Source organism: Cupriavidus sp. WGlv3 (assembly GCF_023952475.1).
GTDB classification, from domain to species: Bacteria; Pseudomonadota; Gammaproteobacteria; order Burkholderiales; family Burkholderiaceae; genus Cupriavidus; species Cupriavidus phytorum.
In genome coordinates, this window is the sequence record NZ_JALHRX010000015.1 from 45,661 (window position 1) to 64,911 (window position 19,251).

At 66.8% G+C, this 19,251-nt stretch carries 18 protein-coding genes; 8 read left to right on the forward strand and 10 right to left on the reverse strand.

Translation table 11 applies throughout. The features are described from left to right. Nucleotides 1-33: 33 nt before the first annotated feature. The 4 genes from MKD38_RS22215 to MKD38_RS22230 all read right to left on the reverse strand — a co-directional run bounded on the left by MKD38_RS22215 (nucleotide 34) and on the right by MKD38_RS22230 (nucleotide 2,280). Nucleotides 34-1,149, reverse strand: a complete 1,116-nt coding sequence (locus MKD38_RS22215) for a sensor histidine kinase (protein ID WP_252680104.1) — start codon at nucleotides 1,147-1,149, stop codon at nucleotides 34-36. 164 nt (nucleotides 1,150-1,313) lie between these two features. Then, nucleotides 1,314-1,532 (reverse strand): DUF2188 domain-containing protein, encoded by a 219-nt coding sequence (locus MKD38_RS22220; RefSeq protein ID WP_252680106.1) that lies wholly within the window; start codon nucleotides 1,530-1,532, stop codon nucleotides 1,314-1,316. A gap of 200 nt (nucleotides 1,533-1,732) precedes the next feature. Beyond that, nucleotides 1,733-2,029 carry a hypothetical protein gene (locus MKD38_RS22225; RefSeq protein ID WP_252680108.1) on the reverse strand — a complete coding sequence of 99 codons (297 nt, stop codon included), beginning with the start codon at nucleotides 2,027-2,029 and terminating at the stop codon, nucleotides 1,733-1,735. A gap of 2 nt (nucleotides 2,030-2,031) precedes the next feature. Next, nucleotides 2,032-2,280 (reverse strand): hypothetical protein, encoded by a 249-nt coding sequence (locus MKD38_RS22230; protein WP_252680110.1) that lies wholly within the window; start codon nucleotides 2,278-2,280, stop codon nucleotides 2,032-2,034. Between the two features lie 247 nt (nucleotides 2,281-2,527). On the opposite strand from MKD38_RS22230, the gene MKD38_RS22235 reads away from it, so the two are divergent. Then, on the forward strand, nucleotides 2,528-3,127 hold the full coding sequence (locus MKD38_RS22235; protein WP_252680112.1) for a winged helix DNA-binding protein: 600 nt from the start codon (nucleotides 2,528-2,530) through the stop codon (nucleotides 3,125-3,127). A 190-nt stretch (nucleotides 3,128-3,317) separates the two neighbouring features. Next, on the forward strand, nucleotides 3,318-7,364 hold the full coding sequence (gene purL, locus MKD38_RS22240) for a phosphoribosylformylglycinamidine synthase (RefSeq protein ID WP_252680114.1): 4,047 nt from the start codon (nucleotides 3,318-3,320) through the stop codon (nucleotides 7,362-7,364). 77 nt (nucleotides 7,365-7,441) lie between these two features. Here purL and MKD38_RS22245 read toward each other — a convergent pair whose 3' ends face one another. From MKD38_RS22245 to MKD38_RS22270, 6 genes are all read right to left on the reverse strand, one after another. Next, complete coding sequence (locus tag MKD38_RS22245; RefSeq protein WP_252680116.1) at nucleotides 7,442-7,741, reverse strand: hypothetical protein; 300 nt, start codon at nucleotides 7,739-7,741, stop codon at nucleotides 7,442-7,444. Between the two features lie 42 nt (nucleotides 7,742-7,783). Then, nucleotides 7,784-8,578, reverse strand: a complete 795-nt coding sequence (locus MKD38_RS22250) for a peptidylprolyl isomerase (protein ID WP_115680161.1) — start codon at nucleotides 8,576-8,578, stop codon at nucleotides 7,784-7,786. 4 nt (nucleotides 8,579-8,582) lie between these two features. Next, nucleotides 8,583-8,909, reverse strand: a complete 327-nt coding sequence (locus MKD38_RS22255; protein ID WP_062799129.1) for a BolA family protein — start codon at nucleotides 8,907-8,909, stop codon at nucleotides 8,583-8,585. 50 nt (nucleotides 8,910-8,959) lie between these two features. After that, nucleotides 8,960-9,499, reverse strand: coding sequence for a septation protein A (locus MKD38_RS22260; RefSeq protein ID WP_252680117.1), 540 nt, complete (start codon nucleotides 9,497-9,499; stop codon nucleotides 8,960-8,962). A gap of 45 nt (nucleotides 9,500-9,544) precedes the next feature. Further along, entirely contained in the window at nucleotides 9,545-10,000 is a 456-nt protein-coding gene (gene msrB / locus MKD38_RS22265) for a peptide-methionine (R)-S-oxide reductase MsrB (RefSeq protein WP_252680119.1), read from the reverse strand. Nucleotides 10,001-10,158: 158 nt separating this feature from the next. After that, on the reverse strand, nucleotides 10,159-11,736 hold the full coding sequence (locus MKD38_RS22270) for a protein adenylyltransferase SelO (protein WP_252680121.1): 1,578 nt from the start codon (nucleotides 11,734-11,736) through the stop codon (nucleotides 10,159-10,161). Nucleotides 11,737-12,176: 440 nt separating this feature from the next. On the opposite strand from MKD38_RS22270, the gene MKD38_RS22275 reads away from it, so the two are divergent. From MKD38_RS22275 to MKD38_RS22300, 6 genes are all read left to right on the forward strand, one after another. Further along, nucleotides 12,177-13,802, forward strand: a complete 1,626-nt coding sequence (locus MKD38_RS22275; RefSeq protein ID WP_252680123.1) for a 3-(methylthio)propionyl-CoA ligase — start codon at nucleotides 12,177-12,179, stop codon at nucleotides 13,800-13,802. Between the two features lie 150 nt (nucleotides 13,803-13,952). Next, nucleotides 13,953-15,203 (forward strand): branched-chain amino acid ABC transporter substrate-binding protein, encoded by a 1,251-nt coding sequence (locus tag MKD38_RS22280; protein WP_252680125.1) that lies wholly within the window; start codon nucleotides 13,953-13,955, stop codon nucleotides 15,201-15,203. Between the two features lie 189 nt (nucleotides 15,204-15,392). After that, nucleotides 15,393-16,340: a branched-chain amino acid ABC transporter permease gene (locus tag MKD38_RS22285; RefSeq protein ID WP_062799143.1), complete on the forward strand. Its 948-nt coding sequence runs from the start codon at nucleotides 15,393-15,395 to the stop codon at nucleotides 16,338-16,340. A 4-nt stretch (nucleotides 16,341-16,344) separates the two neighbouring features. Further along, a complete protein-coding gene (locus MKD38_RS22290; RefSeq protein WP_252680127.1) occupies nucleotides 16,345-17,658 on the forward strand; it encodes a branched-chain amino acid ABC transporter permease in 1,314 nt (437 codons plus the stop codon). Continuing rightward, nucleotides 17,655-18,431, forward strand: a complete 777-nt coding sequence (locus MKD38_RS22295) for an ABC transporter ATP-binding protein (RefSeq protein WP_252680129.1) — start codon at nucleotides 17,655-17,657, stop codon at nucleotides 18,429-18,431. The genes MKD38_RS22290 and MKD38_RS22295 overlap by 4 nt, the downstream gene beginning before the upstream one ends. After that, nucleotides 18,431-19,144: an ABC transporter ATP-binding protein gene (locus tag MKD38_RS22300; protein ID WP_252680131.1), complete on the forward strand. Its 714-nt coding sequence runs from the start codon at nucleotides 18,431-18,433 to the stop codon at nucleotides 19,142-19,144. Before MKD38_RS22295 ends, MKD38_RS22300 begins: the two co-directional genes overlap by 1 nt. The last annotated feature ends 107 nt before the right edge of the window (nucleotides 19,145-19,251 follow it).

The window sequence follows — 19,251 nt, forward strand, 5'->3', positions numbered from 1 at the left end:
TGATGGCGCGCAGGCCGCTGGTACCACCGCCGGCTAGGCCTGGCGCGGCAGGCGTACCTCGAACACGGTGCCGGCCTCATCTGAGCGGGCCTCGATCGAGCCTTGGTGGGCCTTGGCGATTTCGCTCGCGATATACAGCCCCAGCCCCAGGCCGGGGGCGTTCCTGTCGTGCGGATGCTCGCCCCGCCTGAGCGGGTCGAAGATCTGGCTCAGGGTCTGCGGATCGATCGGCGGCCCGCTGTTCCAGACCGCGACACGGACCTCCGCATCGTCGCCGGTCACGGCAACGCGGACCGGCGTGTCAGCGGCGCCGTACGTGACCGCATTGGTGACCAGGTTGGAAAGCAGCTGCTGCAGCCGCAGGCCGTCCCAGACGCCCTGCACGTTGCCATGGACCGCGAACTCGATGCGGTGGTCCGGGTGGGCGGCACGCAGCTGGTCCACGGCATCGCCGAACACCTGCGCCAGATTGATGTCGGTGGGAGCGACGTTGATGCCCAGGCCGAGATTGGCCCGGTTGAAGTCGCACAGGTCGTCCAGCAGTGCGTTCATGCGGGCACCGCTGCGAATCAGGCGGGCCGCGGCTTCGGACACTTTTTCGCCGGCATTGAGCGCCGCGAGGTAGCTCGCGGTGGCCTGAATGGTCTGCAGCGGGCTGCGCATGTCGTGGCCCAGCATGCCGAGCAGCAGGTTGCGCGCCTGCTCGACCTGCGCATCGAAATAGCCGACCGATTCGGCGACGGCCTGGTCGATGGCTTCGTTGAAGCGGATCATGTCATCGCGATCCGGCAGGTCCGGATGGCAGGCGTCGATCCACAGGCGCAGCACGCTGGCGCGCAGGGCGCGGTACTCGCCCACTATCTGGTTGACGTTGAAGCCATGGCGCGCCCGCAACAGCGCGTGCGTCTGGGCCGCGGTCTCCGGTGCATTGGCCAGTCGCGGCGCTCGTCCGAGCGACTTTTCGCGCTGGGCGTGGCGCGATTGCGGGGTCGACAGGTCCCTGGCCACGGCCTGCAGGATCTGCAGCGCGTGATCGCGCAGCGCGAGCGAGTCCATGTGTCTGGCGGCAGGCATCAGGGTGGCGGCGAACGCCTCCCACTCCGTCAGGATCCGGCTCATGTCGCGCAAGATGAAATCGGCAAGTCTCATGTTTGCTCCGGCAGGATTGGACGAACCCGTCTATGTACCTGGGTGGGAGCCATCTTACGCCGATTGCCGGCGTGTCCGAGAGAGCAGGTCCATGGGGGCGCGCCACCGGTCACGGCACGTGCCTCGGCAGTGATCCGCGCCCAGGCCTGCAATCGCCCGCGATCTCAGCCTTGTGATTCATCGGCGCTGCCTGCCGCCGCGCGCAGGCGCAGGCCACCGTCGTGGCGATGGATATGCAGTTCGCCGTGCTCGCGCCGGGCCTGCGCCCATCCCGCCAGGATCGCGTCCTCGAGCGTCGGGAACCGTTGCGGCTGCGGAAAGCTTGCGGAGTCCAGCGCCCAGCCAGAGTCGACCGGTGTAACGCGAATGATTCGCGCTTGCATATTGCCTCCCGGATCAGGCGCAAAAAAGCGCCCGCTACGTGTAGCGGGCGGTCGAAGCCGGATGGGTGAACGCATCCGACCGTTCGATATTGCGCGCCGTGGTCGCCATAGCATATCCCTACTCAAGAGGTAGCGTGGCAGAAATGCATCACGTGTTGATGCTTCGGGGTGGTGCGAACACCAGGCGGCACGGCCTGGCGTCAGGCCGGTTCCGCGCTGGCCGGTTCCGCACGGTAGGCCGACCAGTAATAGTGGCTGTGCCGGTTATGGCGCGCGAGCTTCTTCACGACAAAGAGCCGGACCGTGCCGAGATGGCCGGCTTCGACCAGCACCTCATGGTGATTGGGCGCGTCCGCCGTGGCGCGCGGCAGGGTCTGCAGCGCGGCGGCGACATGGTGGCCCTGCACCTGCGCCAGTATGCCGTTCGCCCCCGGCACCGGATATTCGGGTGTTGCCGCGGGCAGGTGGCAGCTTGCCGCCCGTTTGCTGTTGCCCATGCCTACCCCCGCCCCGGCACGATGCGCACGCCGTCCCGGCAGACCTCGATCTGGGGCTGGTGGCCATAGGCGCGCAGCAGCCGCACATCGCTCCTGGCCGAAGCCGGAATGTCCTGGCGGCAGGCCAGGGCGCCGCGGCTGATGTGATAGGCGCCGCAGCCGGGGCAGAGGTAGAGGTAGCCGCGCGGCGCGGCGCGCGTGCGCTCGGCAGCAGCGCCGCAAAGGGGGCAGTTTGCAGGTTCGGGCGACATGGGGGCTCGGATCGATACTGTATGAATATACAGTATAGCGTCTCCGGCTGGTCTGGGAAGAGTCCGAAACGCGGTGACGCCTGTCCGGCTACCCAGCCCCGGGCGGGCCGCCCGAAATGTCGTTTTATTCGTGGTAATTCACCGATAAACTGTCAGGCCAAAGGCGCGCGCCCGCGGGGTCGATCCAGCGAAATCTGGTACCCCGAACGCCGCCAATGCCGTCCTCCATCGAAAGGAATCGTCCCCCATGTCACGCAAGCCAGCCGAAAGCGCACCCGCCGCCGGAGACGCCGCGGTCGCCGATACCCCTGCCGGCAGGCCAGCCACCGCACTGTCGCGCGCCGCCGGCGCCAGTATCGTGTCGTCGTCCCATCTGGTGTCGGTGCGCAGTCCCGAGTTGTCGGAATTCGAATTCGGTCTGAACACCGCCTACAACGCCTACAGCCGCTGGGTGGTGCGCTGCATGGGCGCGGCCGGCGTGCGCGACCTGACCTTCCTCGACGTGCTGGTGCTGCACCATGTCAACCACCGTGGCCGGTCCAAGCGGCTGGCCGACATCTGCTTCGTGCTCAACGTGGAAGACACTCACCTGGTCACCTACGCGCTGAAGAAATTGCAAGGACTGGGGCTGGTGAGCGGGGAGCGGGTAGGCAAGGAGGCGACGTACTCGACCACCGAGGCTGGCGCCGAGGCGTGTTCGCGCTACCGCGAGATCCGCGAGCAATGCCTGACCAGCAATTTCACCGCGGGCAGCGAAGAGAATGCCGAGATCGGCGAACTGGCCCGGCTGATGCGGGTATTGACCGGCTTGTACGAGCAGGCGGCGCGGTCGGCGACGTCACTCTGAGCCGTTCATTGCGTGCAAGTGATGCATAAGCATTATCACGATCCGTGCTGACACAGCGCGGCCGTGATGTCGCAGTGCAAAAAGCGGGGCCCGGCAAGGTACAATAGCGGTTTCCCGCGAGCCGGCACCCCATGCAGCGGTGCCGGCCAAGCTGCAGCCCCTACCTCACCGCCTCCCGACCGCTACGATCATGGCGCATTTCTCGTGCTTCCCCGGCGCTTTGGCGCTTTCCGCCTTCCGTCAGCAACGCCTGCTCACCGCTCTCCGGCAAATCGACGCCGATATCGAGTCGGTGCACGGCCAGTTCCTGCATTTCGTCGATGCGCAGACGCCGCTGTCGGCCGACGACCACTCGCGCGTGGCGGCGCTGCTGACCTATGGCGCACCGTTCGCCGAGCAGCCCGAGGGCGACCGCTTCGTGGTGATCCCGCGCTTCGGCACGATCTCGCCGTGGGCCAGCAAGGCCACCGATATCGCCCACAACTGCGGCCTCGCGCATATCCACCGCATCGAGCGCGGCATCGAGATCACCGTCGTTTGCAAGAAGGGCCTGCTGCGCGGCCGCAAGTCGCTGGACGCGGACACCCGCGCCGCGGTCGCCGCGCATCTGTACGACCGCATGACCGAGACCGTGGTCGCCTCGCGTGACGATGCCGCCGGCCTGTTCCAGGAACTGCCGGCCAAGCCGCTGCGCTTTATCGACATCTCCGCGGGCCGCAGCGCGCTGGCCGCGGCCAACGTCGAGATGGGCCTGGCCCTGTCCGAGGACGAGATCGACTACCTGGTCGACGCCTACGCGAAGCTGGAGCGCAATCCGACCGACGTCGAGCTGATGATGTTCGCGCAGGCCAACAGCGAGCATTGCCGCCACAAGATCTTCAACGCCACCTGGACCATCGACGGCGTGCAGCAGGACAAGTCGCTGTTCGCGATGATCCGCAACACGCACCAGCTCAATCCGCAGGGCTCGATCGTGGCCTACTCGGACAACTCGGCGGTGATGGAAGGCGACGTGGCAGAGCGCTGGTTCCCGCGCGGCGATGACCACAAGTACGGCCGCCACGAAGCGCTGACGCACACGCTGATGAAGGTCGAGACGCACAACCACCCGACCGCGATCTCGCCGTTCCCGGGCGCTTCCACCGGCGCCGGCGGCGAAATCCGCGACGAGGGCGCGACCGGCCGCGGCGCCAAGCCCAAGGCCGGCCTGACCGGCTTCACGGTGTCCAACCTGATGCTGCCCGATGCCGTCGAATCGTGGGAAAACGATCGCGATGCGGCCCAGCCGGTGGCGCACCGCAACCCCGACGACAAGCCCGGCGTGACCGGCAAGCCGGACCGCATCGCCTCGCCGCTGCAGATCATGATCGACGGCCCGCTCGGCGGCGCCGCGTTCAACAACGAATTCGGCCGCGCCAACCTGGGCGGCTACTTCCGCGTCTACGAGCAGAACGTCGGCGGCACCGTGCGCGGCTACCACAAGCCGATCATGATCGCGGGCGGCATCGGCAATATCGACGCCGCGCACACGCACAAGAACCCGCTGCCGGCCGGCACGCTGCTGATCCAGCTGGGCGGCCCGGGCATGCGCATCGGCATGGGCGGTGGCGCCGCCAGCTCGATGGCGACCGGCACCAATACCGCTGACCTGGACTTCGACTCGGTCCAGCGCGGCAACCCGGAAATGGAGCGCCGCGCGCAGGAAGTGATCAACGCCTGTTGGCAGCTCGGCGACGCCAACCCGATCCTGTCGATCCACGACGTCGGCGCGGGCGGCATCTCCAACGCCTTCCCGGAACTGGTCGACGGCGCCGACCGTGGCGCGCGCTTCGACCTGCGCCAGGTGCACCTGGAAGAGTCCGGCCTGTCGCCGGCGGAGATCTGGTGCAACGAGTCGCAGGAGCGCTATGTGCTGGCGATCGCGCCGGACAGCTTCCCGCAATTCCAGGCCATGTGCGAGCGCGAGCGTTCGCCCTTTGCCGTGGTCGGCATCGCCACCGAAGCGAAGCAGCTGCAGCTGGTCGACGCCAGCGTCGACGCCGCGCTCAAGGAACACTACGCGGTCAATATGCCGATGGACGTGTTGCTGGGCAAGCCGCCGCGCATGCACCGCGACGTCAAGCGCGTCGAGCAGCCGCTGCCGGCGGTGGACGTGACCGGCATCAGCCTGGAGCAGGCCGTGCGCGACGTGCTGCGTCATCCGACCGTGGCCAGCAAGTCGTTCCTGATCTCGATCGGCGACCGTACCGTGGGCGGCATGAACGCACGCGACCAGATGGTCGGTCCGTGGCAGGTCCCGGTGGCCGACGTGGCCGTGACCACGCTGGACTACAAGGGCAATGCGGGCGAGGCGATGACCATGGGCGAGCGCACGCCGCTGGCCGTGATCGATGCCCCGGCTTCCGGCCGCATGGCGATCGGCGAGGCGCTGACCAACCTGGCCGCCGCGCCGGTCAAGGACCTGGGCAAGGTCAAGCTGTCGGCCAACTGGATGGCCGCCTGCGGCGTGGAAGGTGAAGACGCGAAGCTGTACGACACCGTGCATGCCGTCGGCATGGAGTTGTGCCCGGCGCTGGGCATCAGCATTCCGGTGGGCAAGGATTCGCTGTCGATGCGCACCAAGTGGCAGGACGAGGGCGTCGACAAGGAAGTGGTGGCGCCCGTGTCGCTGATCATCTCGGCCTTTGCCGCGGTCGACGACGTCAACCGCACGCTGACGCCGCAGCTGCGCACCGACGCCGGCGACAGCGTGCTGATCGCCGTGGACCTGGGCCGCGGCAAGAACCGCATGGCCGGCAGCATCCTGGCGCAGGTCACGCAGCAGGTCGGCGACAGCGCCCCCGACGTCGACAATGCGGAAGACCTGAAGAACTTCTTCAACGTGATCCAGCGCCTGAACTGCGAGGGCAAGCTGCTGGCCTACCACGACCGTTCCGATGGCGGCTTCCTGGCGGCGCTGGCCGAAATGGCCTTTGCCGGCCATTGCGGCATCTCGCTCAACGTCGACATGCTGGCGCTCGATCCGCAGCAGGAGCAGGACTACGGCGATGCCAAGAACTGGGCCCAGCAGATCGCCGAGCGCCGCAACGACCAGACCCTGCGCGCGCTGTTCTCGGAAGAACTGGGCGCGGTGGTGCAGGTGCGCATGGAAGACCGCGACGCGGTCTTCGCGGTGCTGCGCGAGGCCGGCCTGTCGGCATGCAGCCACGTGGTGGGCAAGCCCAACACCACCGACCAGGTCGAGATCTACCGCGACGCGAAGAAGGTGTTCGGCGCCTCGCGCACCGACCTGCAGCGCAACTGGAGCGAAGTCAGCTGGCGCATCGCGCGCCTGCGCGACAACCCGGCCTGCGCCGACAGCGAATACGACCGCCTGCTCGACGCCGCCGACCCCGGCATCAGCCCGGTGCTGACGTTCGATCCGGCCGAAGACATCGCCGCGCCGTTCATTGCCACCGGCGCGCGTCCGCGCGTGGCGATCCTGCGCGAGCAGGGCGTCAATTCGCAGATCGAGATGGCGTACAGCATGGACCGCGCCGGCTTCGACACGCACGACGTGCATATGAGCGACCTGATCGCCGGCCGCGCCAACCTGGCCGACTTCACCGGCTTCGTCGCCTGCGGCGGCTTCAGCTACGGCGACGTGCTGGGCGCGGGCGAGGGCTGGGCCAAGACCATCCTGTTCAACGCGCAGATGGCCGAGCAGTTCGCCGCCTTCTTCAACCGCCAGGACACCTTCGCGCTGGGCGTGTGCAACGGCTGCCAGATGATGAGCAACCTGGCCCCGATCATTCCGGGCGCCGGTGCGTGGCCGCAGTTCACGCGCAACCAGTCGGAGCAGTACGAGGCGCGCTATGTCACGGTCGAGGTGCAGTCGTCGCCGTCGATCTTCTTCGCCGGCATGGAAGGCAGCCGCGTTCCCATCGTGGTCGCGCACGGCGAAGGGTTTGCCGACTTCTCGCAGCAAGGCAATATCGACCAGGCCCACGTGGCGCTGCGCTTTGTCGACAACTACGGCGCGGTCACGCAGACCTATCCGCTCAACCCGAACGGCTCGCCGGACGGCATCACCTCGGTGACCACCGTCGACGGCCGCTTCACCGTGCTGATGCCGCACCCCGAGCGCGTATTCCGCGCCGCGACCATGAGCTGGGCGCCGGACGCTTGGAAGCAGATCGCCGACGGCGGCAGCCCGTGGATGCGGATGTTCCGGAATGCGAGGAAGTGGGTGGGGTAAGGCTCACCGGCGCCCGCGCGCAGGGTAGTGCAGTCAGAAAGCCACCGGCGGTGCCGGTGGCTTTTTTTTGCGCGGCGTCAGGCCGCAGCGACTCCTCGCGGCTTCGAACTCCAGGCCACATACGCATACGTCAGCATCCGCGCGCCCTCATATCCGCGCACCGGCACCAGCGTGCCGCTGGCCAGCTGATAGGCCACGACCGCATGCAAGGTCTTTTCCGGGGAATACCGATCCCGCAAGGGGAGGTGGGGATGGAGCCGGCGCCAGCCGGGGGCGGCGCCGTCCAGGGTGGTCCAGGCCAGTGCGCAATAGCACAGGCCGCGGGACGAGAGATGCCAGAGCTGCCAGTAGCGGCCGGTCGTCTGCACGCGCTGCATCCGTGATGGCTGCAGGACCGGCGGGGGCGACCGGCCCGCGGCTTACTGGACCTTGGCCTTGTCCTTCAGGGCCTTCATCATGGCCTGGAACTGCTCGCGTTGCCAGTTCTGGTCGCCCATCAGCATCTGCGTCAGCTGCGGCTTCACTTCTTCGAACGACGGGATCTTGGCGTCGCGCACGTCGACCAGCTCGATGATGTGCCAGCCGAACTGGGTCTTGACCGGGGTATCGGTCATCTGGCCCTTCTTCAGGCCGGTCATCGCCGCCGAGAACTCGGGCACGTAGCTGCTGCTGTTGGCCCAGTCCAGGTCACCGCCGTTGGCGGCCGAGCCCGGGTCCTTCGACGCGGCCTTGGCCTGGTCTTCGAACTTGGCGCCGCCCTTGATCTTGGCGATGATGGCCTTGGCGTCGGCTTCCTTTTCCACCAGGATGTGGCGGGCGTGGTATTCCTTGCCGTTGCCGAACTGCGACTTGATCTTGTCGTATTGCTTGCGCAGCTCGGCGTCGCTGGCGCCGTGGGTCTTGACGTAGTCTTCGAACACCGCGCCGGCCAGCACGTTCAGGCGGGCCTGTTCCAGTTGCTCCTGCACGTCGTCGCGCTGGGTCAGGCCGCGCTTGTTGGCTTCCTGCACGAGCAGTTCGCGGTCGATCAGCATGTTGCGGGCGCGCGTGCGCAGCTCCGGGCTGTCGGGCTGGCCGGTGCCGGCGATCAACTTGTCCAGCTTTGCCGACGGAATGGCCTTGCCATTCACGACGGCGGCATTCTGGGCGATGGCCGGCAGGCTGCCGGCAGCAAGCACAGCCGCCAGGCTGAACGAGAGGACGGTGGTCTTCATGGAATCAGGTCTGAGAGTTGCTGGAAGAATCGCGTGAGGGTGCGAGGGATTGTGCGCGGGATTGGTACTCTTGGTCGGTGAACGCAGTCACGGCGAGGGCGTGGATCTGCGTGGGGAACAGACCGCGCAGCGCATCATACACCATGCGGTGTCGGGCAACCCGGTTGTGACCCGCAAAGCGCTCGCTGACGATTGTCACGTCGTAATGTCCGCCGCCGGACGCGGCGCCGGCGTGTCCGGCGTGCAGCGCGCTGTCGTCGCGCACGGCCAGGTGGCTGGGGGCGAGCGCTGCGCGCAGCATTGCCTCGATCGTAGCGGGATCGGCTGCCATCAATGGTTTCCTTCGGTTCGTGGGGGGCGGAACGGGGCGAGGCGCCGCCGTCATTCCTGGGTGTTTTCGGGCATGTGGCGCGACAGCCAGACGCTTTGCGCGACGATGAAGACCAGCATCAGCCCCATGCTGCCGAACAGCTTGAAGTTGACCCAGGCCTCGGTCGAGAACTGGTAGGCCACGTACAGGTTGAGCACGCCCATGGCGGCGAAGAAGCCGGCCCACGCGACATTCAAGCGCGCCCACACCGGATCCGGCAGGGACACTTGCTTTTCCATCATGGCGCGGATCAGGTTCTTGCGCCACACCAGCACCGAGCCCAGCAGCGCGGCCGCGAACAGCCAGTACAGCACGGTCGGCTTCCACTTGATGAAGGTCTCGTTGTGCAGCACCAGCGTGGCGCCGCCGAAGACCGCGATGATCAGCAGGCTGACCCACTGCATCGGCTCGACCTTGCGGTGGCGGAACCAGACCCAGCCGATCTGCACCACCGTGGCGCCGATGGCCACGGCGGTGGCGGTGTAGATGTCGGCCAGCTTGAATGCGGCAAAAAAAAGGATGACCGGGAACAGGTCGAACAGGAATTTCATGCGGGTCCAGGTTGTGCCCGGCGTCTTGGCCGGGCCATTCAGGCGTCAGGGCTGCGGGTCGCGTTTGGGTGCTTCGGCAGCGTGGGCATCATCCGCCGCACGCTGCGCCGGGTCGCGATCGTCGAATTTTAGCGCAGCCGAGTTGATGCAATAGCGCAGCCCGGTCGGCGCCGGGCCATCCTCGAACACGTGGCCGAGGTGGCTGCCGCATTCCTTGCAGCGGACTTCGACGCGCGTCATGCCGTGGCTATGGTCGACATGCTCGGCAATGACCTCGCCGTTGATCGGGCGGAAATAGCTGGGCCAGCCGCAGCCGGCATCGAACTTGGTGGCGGATTCGAACAGGGGCGTGCCGCAGCCCACGCAGTGGTAGATGCCCTGGGTCCAGTGGTCCCAGTAGCGGCCGGTGAACGGGCGCTCGGTGGCGGCTTCGCGGGTAACGCGGTATTCGATCTCGGAGAGTTGCGCACGCCACTCGGCGTCGGTCTTGGTGGTGGTCATGGTTGTCCTCGCGGTGTTCCCTTGGAGTAGTAGGCCGGTCAGTCGTTCAGCGTCTGTCGCATGTCCTTGCCGTTTGTCCTCGGCGTTCGTCGCCGGAATTGCGCGAACCTTACACCGGCTTGCAGGCAGGCGCATCACCTCGCAGCCGGGCGCAGTCGTCAGGATGAGCAGCTGACCTCCAGCCCGGCGGCCCAGTCCGGCGGCAGCGCGGCGTAGTGCCCGGCCTCGGGCTGTTCGTCGAACGGGCGCGACAGCACCGCCAGCAGCCGGTCCACCTCGCTGAAGTCCTTGTCCTCGCGCGCACGGCGGATGGCGGTCTCGGCCAGGTGGTTGCGCAGCACGTATTTGGGGTTGACCGCCAGCATTTCCAGTTCGCGGGCGGCATCGTGCGATTGCTCGGCACGCAGGCGCACGCGGTAGTCGGCCACCCAGGCGTCGAAGGCCGCGCGGTCGAGGAACAGGTCGCGCACCGGCGCGTCGCGCGAGGCATCGGTGGACGAAATGCCGCACAGCTTGCGCCAGAACAGCGTGTAGTCGACGCGCTGGCCGTGCAGCAGCTGGAACAGGCTGGTCAGCAGCGGCTCGTCGGTCTTGTCGTCGCCGCCGGCGGGCGGGCGCAGGCCCAGCTTGGCGCGGTAGTGGCGGAAGAACGCCGCGGCGTAGCGCTCGCGGAACGGGTCCAGCGCGGCACGCGCGGCTTCGACCGCGGCCTCGCGCGCGCTTTCCTGGTCGGCCTGCCCGGGCGGCAGCCACAGCGGCAGCAGCGCCTGCGCCAGGCAGTGCAGGTTCCAGAACGCCACCTGCGGCTGCTGGCTGTAGGCGTAGCGACCCTGGGTGTCGGAGTGGTTGCAGATATGGTTGGCGTCGAACGCATCGAGGAAGCCGAACGGGCCGTAATCGATGGTCAGGCCCAGGATCGACATATTGTCGGTGTTCATCACCCCGTGGCAGAAGCCCACCGCCTGCCAGTGCGCGATCAGGTCGGCGGTGCGCAGCGAGACCTCGCGCAGCAGCGCCTGGTACGGCTGCCCGTCTTCGCGGCAGGCCGGCATGAAGTTGTCGATGACGAAATCCGCCAGCTTGTGCAGCGCGGCCACGTCGTCGTGCGCGGCGAAGTGCTCGAAGTGCCCGAAGCGTATGAAGGTGGGTGACAGCCGGGTCACGACCGCGGCGCTCTCGATGGTCTCGCGCCGCACCGGGGCGTCGGACCCCATGATCGACAGCGCGCGCGTGGTCGGCACGCCCAGCGCCGCCATTGCCTCCGAGCACAGGTACTCGCGGATCGACGAGCGCAGCACCGCGCGCCCGTCGGCCATGCGCGAATAGGGCGTCAGGCCTGCGCCCTTGAGCTGGATTTCCCAGGGGCCGGTGTCGGTCTGCGCCTGCGCCAGGCGGATGGCGCGGCCGTCGCCGAGCTGGCCGGCCCAGACCCCGAACTGGTGTCCGGAATAGACCGTCGCCAGCGGATCGGCCCAGTCCGGCACCTGGTTGCCGATGAAGGTGTCGATGAAATCTTGCCGGCTGCCAACGCTGGCGTCCCAGCCCAGCAGCGCCGCGGCCGCCGGCGCCACGCTCACCAGGTACGGCGATGGCAGCGGCGTGGGACGCAGGCGCGTGAAGAACCGCGGGCCCAGTTCGGCAAAGCCGGGCGCGGTCGGGAATGGCAGCGGCAGGGTCGCCGGCATGGCGGTGTCGGCTACGGCTTGCGGAGCGTGCGGCGGGGGCGTGTCTGGCATCGCGTAGGGGCGCTGGGGCGTCAGGTGGCAGTGCGCTTTCGGTGCGCTCGGCGCGGTGCCGCGGCACGCGTCTGAGGCGGTGCGGCGCGGCATGCGGAAGGCACGAAAATGCGATGGTGGCTAGGGAAAACGACATGTTGAGGTGCAACATGCCACGCAGTATTGTACGTCCTCAACGGTACCAGACCGCGGCACCAGACCGCGCCCGGCCTGGACATGCCGCCATGCACCGCAAGGTTATTTCCTGCCTTCACTGAGCCCATGAATCCGGTGCATGGACTCCCGCAGAATTGCGGCCCCGACCACAGCAACGCGACGACAGTACGGCAGTGCACGACCGGATCGGCTCCTTGCCGATGCCAAACATGCGAACGACCGTCCAAAAATAGTACGGTTGTTCGTTTTTCGGTGGGACAGAACAGCATTCAGGAGACAGGTTCATGGCATTGATGGGTCAAATGATGAGCGCACCGCTGCTCATTTCCTCCATCATCAAACACGCCGCGCGTTATTACGGCAGCACCGAGATCGTCTCGCGGCGCACGGAGGGCGACCTGCATCGCTATACGTACCGCGATTGCGAGCTGCGTGCCCGCAAGCTGGCGCAGGCGCTCGGCGCGCTCGGCGTGAAGCAGGGCGAGCGTGTCGGCACGCTGGCCTGGAACGGCTACCGCCACCTGGAGGTCTACTACGGCGTATCCGGCATGGGCGCCGTCTGCCATACCGTCAACCCGCGCCTGTTCCCCGAACAGATTGCCTATATCGTCAACCACGCGGAAGACGGCTATATCTTCTTCGACCTGACCTTCCTGCCGCTGGTCGAGGGCGTGGCCCCGCATTGCCCCAACGTCAGGGGCTGGGTGGCGATGACCGATCGCGCGCACATGCCCGCCGAAGCCAAGGTGCCGCTGCTGTGCTACGAGGAATTGCTCGACGCCCAGGACGGCAACTACGAATGGCCGCAGTTCGACGAAAACCTTGCGTCGAGCCTGTGCTACACCTCGGGCACCACCGGCAATCCGAAGGGCGCGCTGTATTCGCACCGCTCCACGGTGCTGCACTCCTACGCGTCGGCCATGCCGGATGCGCTGGGCTGCTCGGCCAGCGACGTGATCCTGCCGGTGGTGCCGATGTTCCACGTCAATGCCTGGGGCCTGCCGTATTCGGTGCCGCTGGTCGGCGCCAAGCTGGTGCTGCCGGGGCCCAAGCTGGACGGCGCCTCGCTCTATGAGCTGTTCGAGCAGGAAAAGGTGACCTTCTCCGCCGGCGTGCCGACGGTGTGGCTGGGCCTGCTGCAGCATGTGCAGGCCAACCAGTTGAAGTTCTCCACCTTCCGCCGCACCGTGATCGGCGGCTCGGCCGCGCCGCCGGCGATGATCCGCGCGCTCGAGGCGCTGGACGTGGAAGTGATCCACGCCTGGGGCATGACCGAGATGTCGCCGCTGGGCACCTCGTCCAAGCTGCTGGCCAAGCACCAGGACCTGTCCGATGCCGAGCGCCACAAGATCCAGGAAAAGCAGGGCCGCGTGATCTACGGCGTCGACATGAAGATCGTCGACGGCGAGGGCAAGGAGCTGCCGTGGGACGGCAAGGCCTTCGGCGACCTGCTGGTGCGCGGGCCGTGGATCATCGACCGCTATTTCCGCAATGACGCCAGCCCGCTGGTCGACGGCTGGTTCCCCACCGGCGACGTCGCCACCATCGATGCCGACGGCTTCATGCAGATCACCGACCGCAGCAAGGACGTGATCAAGTCCGGCGGCGAATGGATTTCGTCGATCGATATCGAGAACGTCGCCGCCGCGCATCCGGCGGTGCACATGGCGGCCTGCATCTCCGCCTACCACCCCAAGTGGGACGAGCGCCCGCTGCTGGTGGTGGTGAAGAAGCCCGGCGCCGAGGTCAGCCGCGAGCAGCTGCTGCAGTTCTTCGAAGGCAAGGTCGCCAAGTGGTGGATCCCGGACGACGTGGCCTTTGTCACCGAGATTCCGCTGACGGCCACCGGCAAGATGCAGAAGCTGCGGCTGCGCGAGCAGTTCAAGGACTACAAGCTGCCGACTGCCTGAGGCCGGCAGGCCAGCATCCGGTGCGCCGTGCCAGCCTTGCGGCACGGCGCCGCCGGGGCCGGCCCGTGGCGCGAACAGGAGGGCGCCACGCGGCCGGCCGCATCGACGAGATCGAACCACAAGCCAACGACAAGAGTGAAGGAGACAGGTATGACCAAAATGCGTCCGCTGGTGGCCGGTGTGGCCATGTTTGCCGCACTGGGTTCTGCGCTGGTTTCGGGGTCCGCGCTCGCGGATACGGTGAAGATCGCCTTTATCGATCCGCTCTCGGGCCTGATGGCCCCGGTTGGCCAGAACCAGCTCAAGAGCTGGCAGTATGTGGCCGATGTCGCCAACCAGAAGGGCTGGGCCGGTCCGCACAAGTTCGAGGTGGTGGGTTTCGACAACAAGCTGTCGCCGCAGGAAAGCCTGACCATCCTGAAGCAGGCGGTCGACCAGGGCATTCGCTACATCGTGCAGGGCAACGGCTCGTCGGTCGGCCTGGCGCTGCAGGACGCGGTGGCCAAGCACAACGAGCGCAACCCCGGCAAGGAAATCGTCTACCTGAATTACGCCGCGGTCGATCCGGACATGACCAATGCCAAGTGCAACTACTGGCATTTCCGCCTGGACGCCAACTCGGACATGAAGATGGAGGCGCTGACCACCTTCCTGGCCAAGGATCCGAACGTCAAGAAGGTCTACCTGATCAACCAGAACTACTCGTTCGGCCACCAGGTGGCGCGCGCCGCCAAGGACTACCTGAAGCGCAAGCGCCCGGACATCCAGATCGTCGGCGAAGACCTGCATCCGCTGGCGCAGGTCAAGGACTTCGCGCCGTACGCGGCCAAGATCAAGGCCTCCGGCGCCGACACCGTGATCACCGGCAACTGGGGCAGTGACCTGGCGCTGCTGATCAAGGCCGGCAAGGACGCCGGCCTCACCACCAACTACTACACCTACTACGCCGGCACCACCGGCGTGCCGACGGCGATGGGCGCGGCCGGCGCCGAGCACGTCAAGTACGTGGGCTACTACAACCCCAACAACAAGGGCTTCCGCGGCGCCGACATCATCGAGGGCTACAAGAAGAAGTACAACGACGACTTCTACGTGATGGCCTCGTACACCGGCATTGCCATGCTGAGCAAGGCGATGAAGGACGCCAACTCGACCGACCCGGTCAAGGTGGCCAAGGCGCTGGAAGGCATCAAGGTCGACAGCATGAACGGCACGGTCGAGATGCGCAACACCGACCACCAGGCGCAGCAGCCGCTGGTGGTGGCCACCTGGACCAAGGTCGACGGCAAGGAAATCAAGTACGACCAGGAAAACACTGGCTACGGCTGGAAGACCAACGCGCTGATGGACCAGTACGTGTCGGCCCAGCCGACCTCCTGCCAGATGAAGCGGCCGGGCTGATCCTGGCGGCGGCGCGCGGCCACGCTGACAAGGTGGCCGCGCGGCCTGCATACTTCCGGTCTTTGTCCCGGACCATAACGGGGAGTGTCCGGGGGCGATGCCCGCCCCTGGCGGAGGCGCTTACCCTCGATCGACCCGGACGGTTGCCGGCATGCTCGTGCATGGCGGCAACAGCTTGAAGGACACGCTGTGGAATTCTTCGTCATCTCACTGCTGAACGGCATCAGCTACGGGCTGCTGCTGTTCATGCTGTCGTCGGGCCTTACGCTGATCTTCAGCATGATGGGCGTGCTCAACTTTGCCCATGCCAGCTTCTACATGCTGGGCGCCTACTTTGCCTACACCATCGCCAGCAAGATCGGCTTCTGGCCGGCGCTGATCTTCGCGCCGCTGCTGGTGGCGGGGGCGGGCGCGCTGGTGGAGCGCTTCGGCTTGCGCACGGTGCACAAGTACGGCCATGTGGCCGAACTGCTGTTCACCTTCGGCCTGGCCTACCTGATCGAGGAGGGCGTCAAGCTGGTGTGGGGCCTGGCGGCGGTGCCGTACCGGATTCCGGCCGAGCTCGACGGGCCGCTGTTCACGGTGTTCACCTCGTCGTTCCCCAAGTACCGCGCCTTCATGATGCTGGTGTCGCTGGGCATGCTGGTGGCGATCTACCTGGTGCTGACGCGCACCCGCATCGGGCTGGTGATCCAGGCCGCGCTGACCCACCCGGAGATGGTCGAGGCGCTGGGCCACAACGTGCCGCGCGTATTCATGATGGTGTTCGGCGGCGGCGCCGCGCTGGCCGGGCTGGCCGGGGTGATCGGCGGCAATGCCTTCGTCACCGAGCCGTCGATGGCCGCCGCGGTGGGGTCGATCGTGTTCGTGGTGGCGGTGGTGGGCGGCATGGGGTCGCTGGTGGGCGCGTTCATCGCGTCGATCCTGATCGGCGTGCTGCAGACCTTCGCGGTCACCATCGACGCCTCGCTGGCGGGCCTGATGACCAGCCTGGGGCTGGCGGTCAGCGAGGCCACGCCGTTCTATTCGCTGTGGAAGCTGACGGTGGCCCAGGTGGCGCCGGTGCTGCCGTACCTGCTGCTGGTGGTGATGCTGATCTTCCGCCCGCGTGGACTGATGGGAACCCGGGAGAGCTGAGGCCATGGAGCAAGCGATGCAACAACCCCGCGAGCCGGTGGCAACCGGCCGCACCCTGCGCTATCGCCCGCTGAACCTGGCGCGCTGGATCATCTGGAGCCTGACCGTGCTGGTCATGCTGGTGCTGCCGCTGTTCTTCACCGGCGGCTTTGCCATCACGCTGATGTCGCAGATGGGCATCATGATCATCTTCGCGCTGTCGTACAACATGCTGCTGGGGCAGACCGGCATGCTGTCGTTCGGCCATGCGGTGTATTCCGGGCTGGGCGCCTTTATCGCGGTGCATGTGCTGAACATGGTCGGCGCCGGCAAGGTATGGCTGCCGGTGTCGATGCTGCCGCTGGTGGGCGGGCTGGCCGGCGCGTTCTTCGGCGTCATCTTCGGCTACGTCACCACCAAGAAGGCCGGCACCACCTTCGCCATGATCACCATGGGCATCGGCGAGATGGTCTTTGCCAGCTCGCTGATGTTCCCGGAGTTCTTTGGCGGCGAGGGCGGCATCTCCACCAACCGTGTGGTCGGCGACCCGTTCCTCGGCATCAGCTTCGGGCCCGGGCGCCAGGTCTACTACCTGATCGCGGCGTGGTGCCTGGTGTCGATGGTGGCGATGTACGCCTGGACCCAGACCCCGCTGGGCCGCATTGCCAACGCGGTGCGCGACAACCCCGAGCGGGTCGAGTTCATTGGCTACAACACCCAGCGCGTGCGCTACCTGGTGCTGATCCTGTCGGCGTTCTTCGCCGGCATCTCCGGCGCGCTGGCGGCGATCAACTTCGAGATCGTCTCGGCCGAGAACGTCAGCGCGGTGCGTTCGGGCGGCGTGCTGCTGGCGGTGTTCATCGGCGGCGCCGGGGTGTTCTTCGGGCCGGTCATCGGCGCGGTGGTGTTCGTGCTGTTCGCGGTGGCGCTGTCGGACCTGACCAAGGCCTGGCTGCTCTACCTGGGCCTGTTCTTCGTGCTGATGGTGATGTTCGTGCCGGGCGGCCTGGCCAGCCTGCTGCTGATGCAGCTGCCGCTGGCGGCGAAGGGCAAGCTGCGCCGCATGCTGCCGTCCTATGCCAGGGCCGGCGCGGCCGGCGTGGTGCTGCTGGTGGCGATGATCCTGACCGTCGAACTGGTCTACAAGGTGCAGGTCGACAGCGCCAACGGCACCGCCATGAAGCTGTTCGGCATCGGCTTCGATGCCGCGACCTGGATGCCATGGCTGGCGGCCGCGGCGCTGTGGGCGGTGGGGCTGGCCGCCTGGCGGCTGGCGGTGCGCGCGTCGCGCGCGCAATGGGACAAGGTGCAGGCAGAAATCGCAGGAGGCAGGGCATGAGCGCGGCGGCACTGGAACTGACCGAGGTACGCAAGAAGTTCGGCCAGACGGAAATCATCCGCGGCGTGAACCTGAGCATCCCCAAGGGCGAGCGCCATGCGCTGATCGGCCCCAACGGGGCCGGCAAGTCGACCACCTTCAACCTGATCTCGGGCCGCTTCGCGCCGAGCAGCGGCACGGTGCGCCTGAACGGTGAAGAGATCGGCGGGCTGCAGCCTTTCGTCATCAACCGCATGGGGCTGTCGCGCAGCTTCCAGATCACCAATATCTTCCATCGGCTGTCGGTGTTCGAGAACCTGCGCTGCGCGGTGCTGTGGTCGCTCGGCTACAAGTATTCGTTCTGGCACCGGCTCACCGGCCTGCGCGACGCGCGCGAGCGTGCCGAGGACGTGCTGGAGCTGATCGGCATGCAGCACCGGCGCGATAGCCAGGCAGGCCTGCTGACCTATGCCGAGCAGCGCGCGCTGGAGATCGGCATCACCATCGCCGGCGGCGCCGAGGTGATCCTGCTGGACGAGCCCACCGCCGGCATGAGCCGCTCGGAGTCGGACCACGCGGTCGAGCTGATCCGCAAGGTCACGGTGGGCAAGACGCTGGTGATGGTGGAGCACGACATGAGCGTGGTGTTCGGGCTGGCCGACCGCATCTCGGTGCTGGTCTACGGCGAAGTCATCGCCACCGATACCCCGCAGGCCATCCGCAACAACCGCAAGGTCAAGGAAGCCTACCTGGGCACCACGCTGGATGAAGCCACCACCGAAGGAGCGCACTGATGGGCAAGCGCATGCTGGAAGTCACGGGCCTGCACGCCTATTACGGCAAGAGCCACATCCTGCACGGCGTCGATGCGCATATCGACGAAGGCGAGATCGTGGCGCTGCTGGGGCGCAACGGGGTCGGGCGCTCGACCATGGCCAAGGCCATCCTGGGCATGGTCAAGGCGGAAGGGTCAGTGAAGTTCCGCGATGAAGAGATTCTGGGGCGGCGCACCTTCGAGATCGCGCATCTCGGCATCGGCTACGTGCCGGAGAACCGCGACATTTTCCCCACGCTGACGGTGCGGCAGAACCTGCTGCTTGGTGAGAAGCGCAACCCGCGACAGGCCAAGCCGCGCTGGAGCGTGGAGGATATGTTCAATATGTTCCCGCGCCTGAAGGAGCGCGAGAACACCTCGGCCGGCGTGCTGTCCGGCGGCGAGCAGCAGATGCTGACGCTGTGCCGTACGCTGATGGGCGATCCTGACCTGGTCCTGATCGACGAGCCCACCGAAGGGCTGGCGCCGATGATCGTGGCGCTGGTGGGGGATTACCTGAAGACCTTGAAGGAACGCGGCGTCTCGGTGCTGCTGATCGAGCAGAAGCTGGCGATTGCGCTCGATATCTCGCAGCGGGTCTATGTTATGGGCCACGGGCATATCGTGTTTGAAGGAACGCCGGGCGAACTGAAGGCGAACGGGCAGGTCAGGAAGGAGTGGCTGGAGGTCTAGCTCCAGCCCTGCGAATCCCGCTTGTTTTCTCCCCTCTCCCGCTTGCGGGAGAGGGGCGGGGGAGAGGGCCGGAGCCTCAACGAAGTGCAATGCTCCGCTGTGCCCGG

Excerpts from the sequence above, each read along its gene's own strand:
- MKD38_RS22295 (WP_252680129.1), top strand. The coding sequence starts at position 17,655 with ATGAGCGCGGCGGCACTGGAACTGACCGAGGTACGCAAGAAGTTCGGC.
- MKD38_RS22230 (WP_252680110.1), bottom strand. The coding sequence starts at position 2,280 with ATGTCGCCCGAACCTGCAAACTGCCCCCTTTGCGGCGCTGCTGCCGAG.
- MKD38_RS22220 (WP_252680106.1), bottom strand. The coding sequence starts at position 1,532 with ATGCAAGCGCGAATCATTCGCGTTACACCGGTCGACTCTGGCTGGGCG.
- MKD38_RS22280 (WP_252680125.1), top strand. The coding sequence starts at position 13,953 with ATGACCAAAATGCGTCCGCTGGTGGCCGGTGTGGCCATGTTTGCCGCA.
- MKD38_RS22270 (WP_252680121.1), bottom strand. The coding sequence starts at position 11,736 with ATGCCAGACACGCCCCCGCCGCACGCTCCGCAAGCCGTAGCCGACACC.
- MKD38_RS22260 (WP_252680117.1), bottom strand. The coding sequence starts at position 9,499 with ATGAAATTCCTGTTCGACCTGTTCCCGGTCATCCTTTTTTTTGCCGCA.
- MKD38_RS22225 (WP_252680108.1), bottom strand. The coding sequence starts at position 2,029 with ATGGGCAACAGCAAACGGGCGGCAAGCTGCCACCTGCCCGCGGCAACA.
- MKD38_RS22245 (WP_252680116.1), bottom strand. The coding sequence starts at position 7,741 with ATGCAGCGCGTGCAGACGACCGGCCGCTACTGGCAGCTCTGGCATCTC.
- MKD38_RS22275 (WP_252680123.1), top strand. The coding sequence starts at position 12,177 with ATGGCATTGATGGGTCAAATGATGAGCGCACCGCTGCTCATTTCCTCC.
- msrB (WP_252680119.1), bottom strand. The coding sequence starts at position 10,000 with ATGACCACCACCAAGACCGACGCCGAGTGGCGTGCGCAACTCTCCGAG.
- MKD38_RS22235 (WP_252680112.1), top strand. The coding sequence starts at position 2,528 with ATGTCACGCAAGCCAGCCGAAAGCGCACCCGCCGCCGGAGACGCCGCG.
- MKD38_RS22300 (WP_252680131.1), top strand. The coding sequence starts at position 18,431 with ATGGGCAAGCGCATGCTGGAAGTCACGGGCCTGCACGCCTATTACGGC.
- MKD38_RS22290 (WP_252680127.1), top strand. The coding sequence starts at position 16,345 with ATGGAGCAAGCGATGCAACAACCCCGCGAGCCGGTGGCAACCGGCCGC.
- MKD38_RS22250 (WP_115680161.1), bottom strand. The coding sequence starts at position 8,578 with ATGAAGACCACCGTCCTCTCGTTCAGCCTGGCGGCTGTGCTTGCTGCC.
- MKD38_RS22255 (WP_062799129.1), bottom strand. The coding sequence starts at position 8,909 with ATGGCAGCCGATCCCGCTACGATCGAGGCAATGCTGCGCGCAGCGCTC.
- purL (WP_252680114.1), top strand. The coding sequence starts at position 3,318 with ATGGCGCATTTCTCGTGCTTCCCCGGCGCTTTGGCGCTTTCCGCCTTC.
- MKD38_RS22215 (WP_252680104.1), bottom strand. The coding sequence starts at position 1,149 with ATGAGACTTGCCGATTTCATCTTGCGCGACATGAGCCGGATCCTGACG.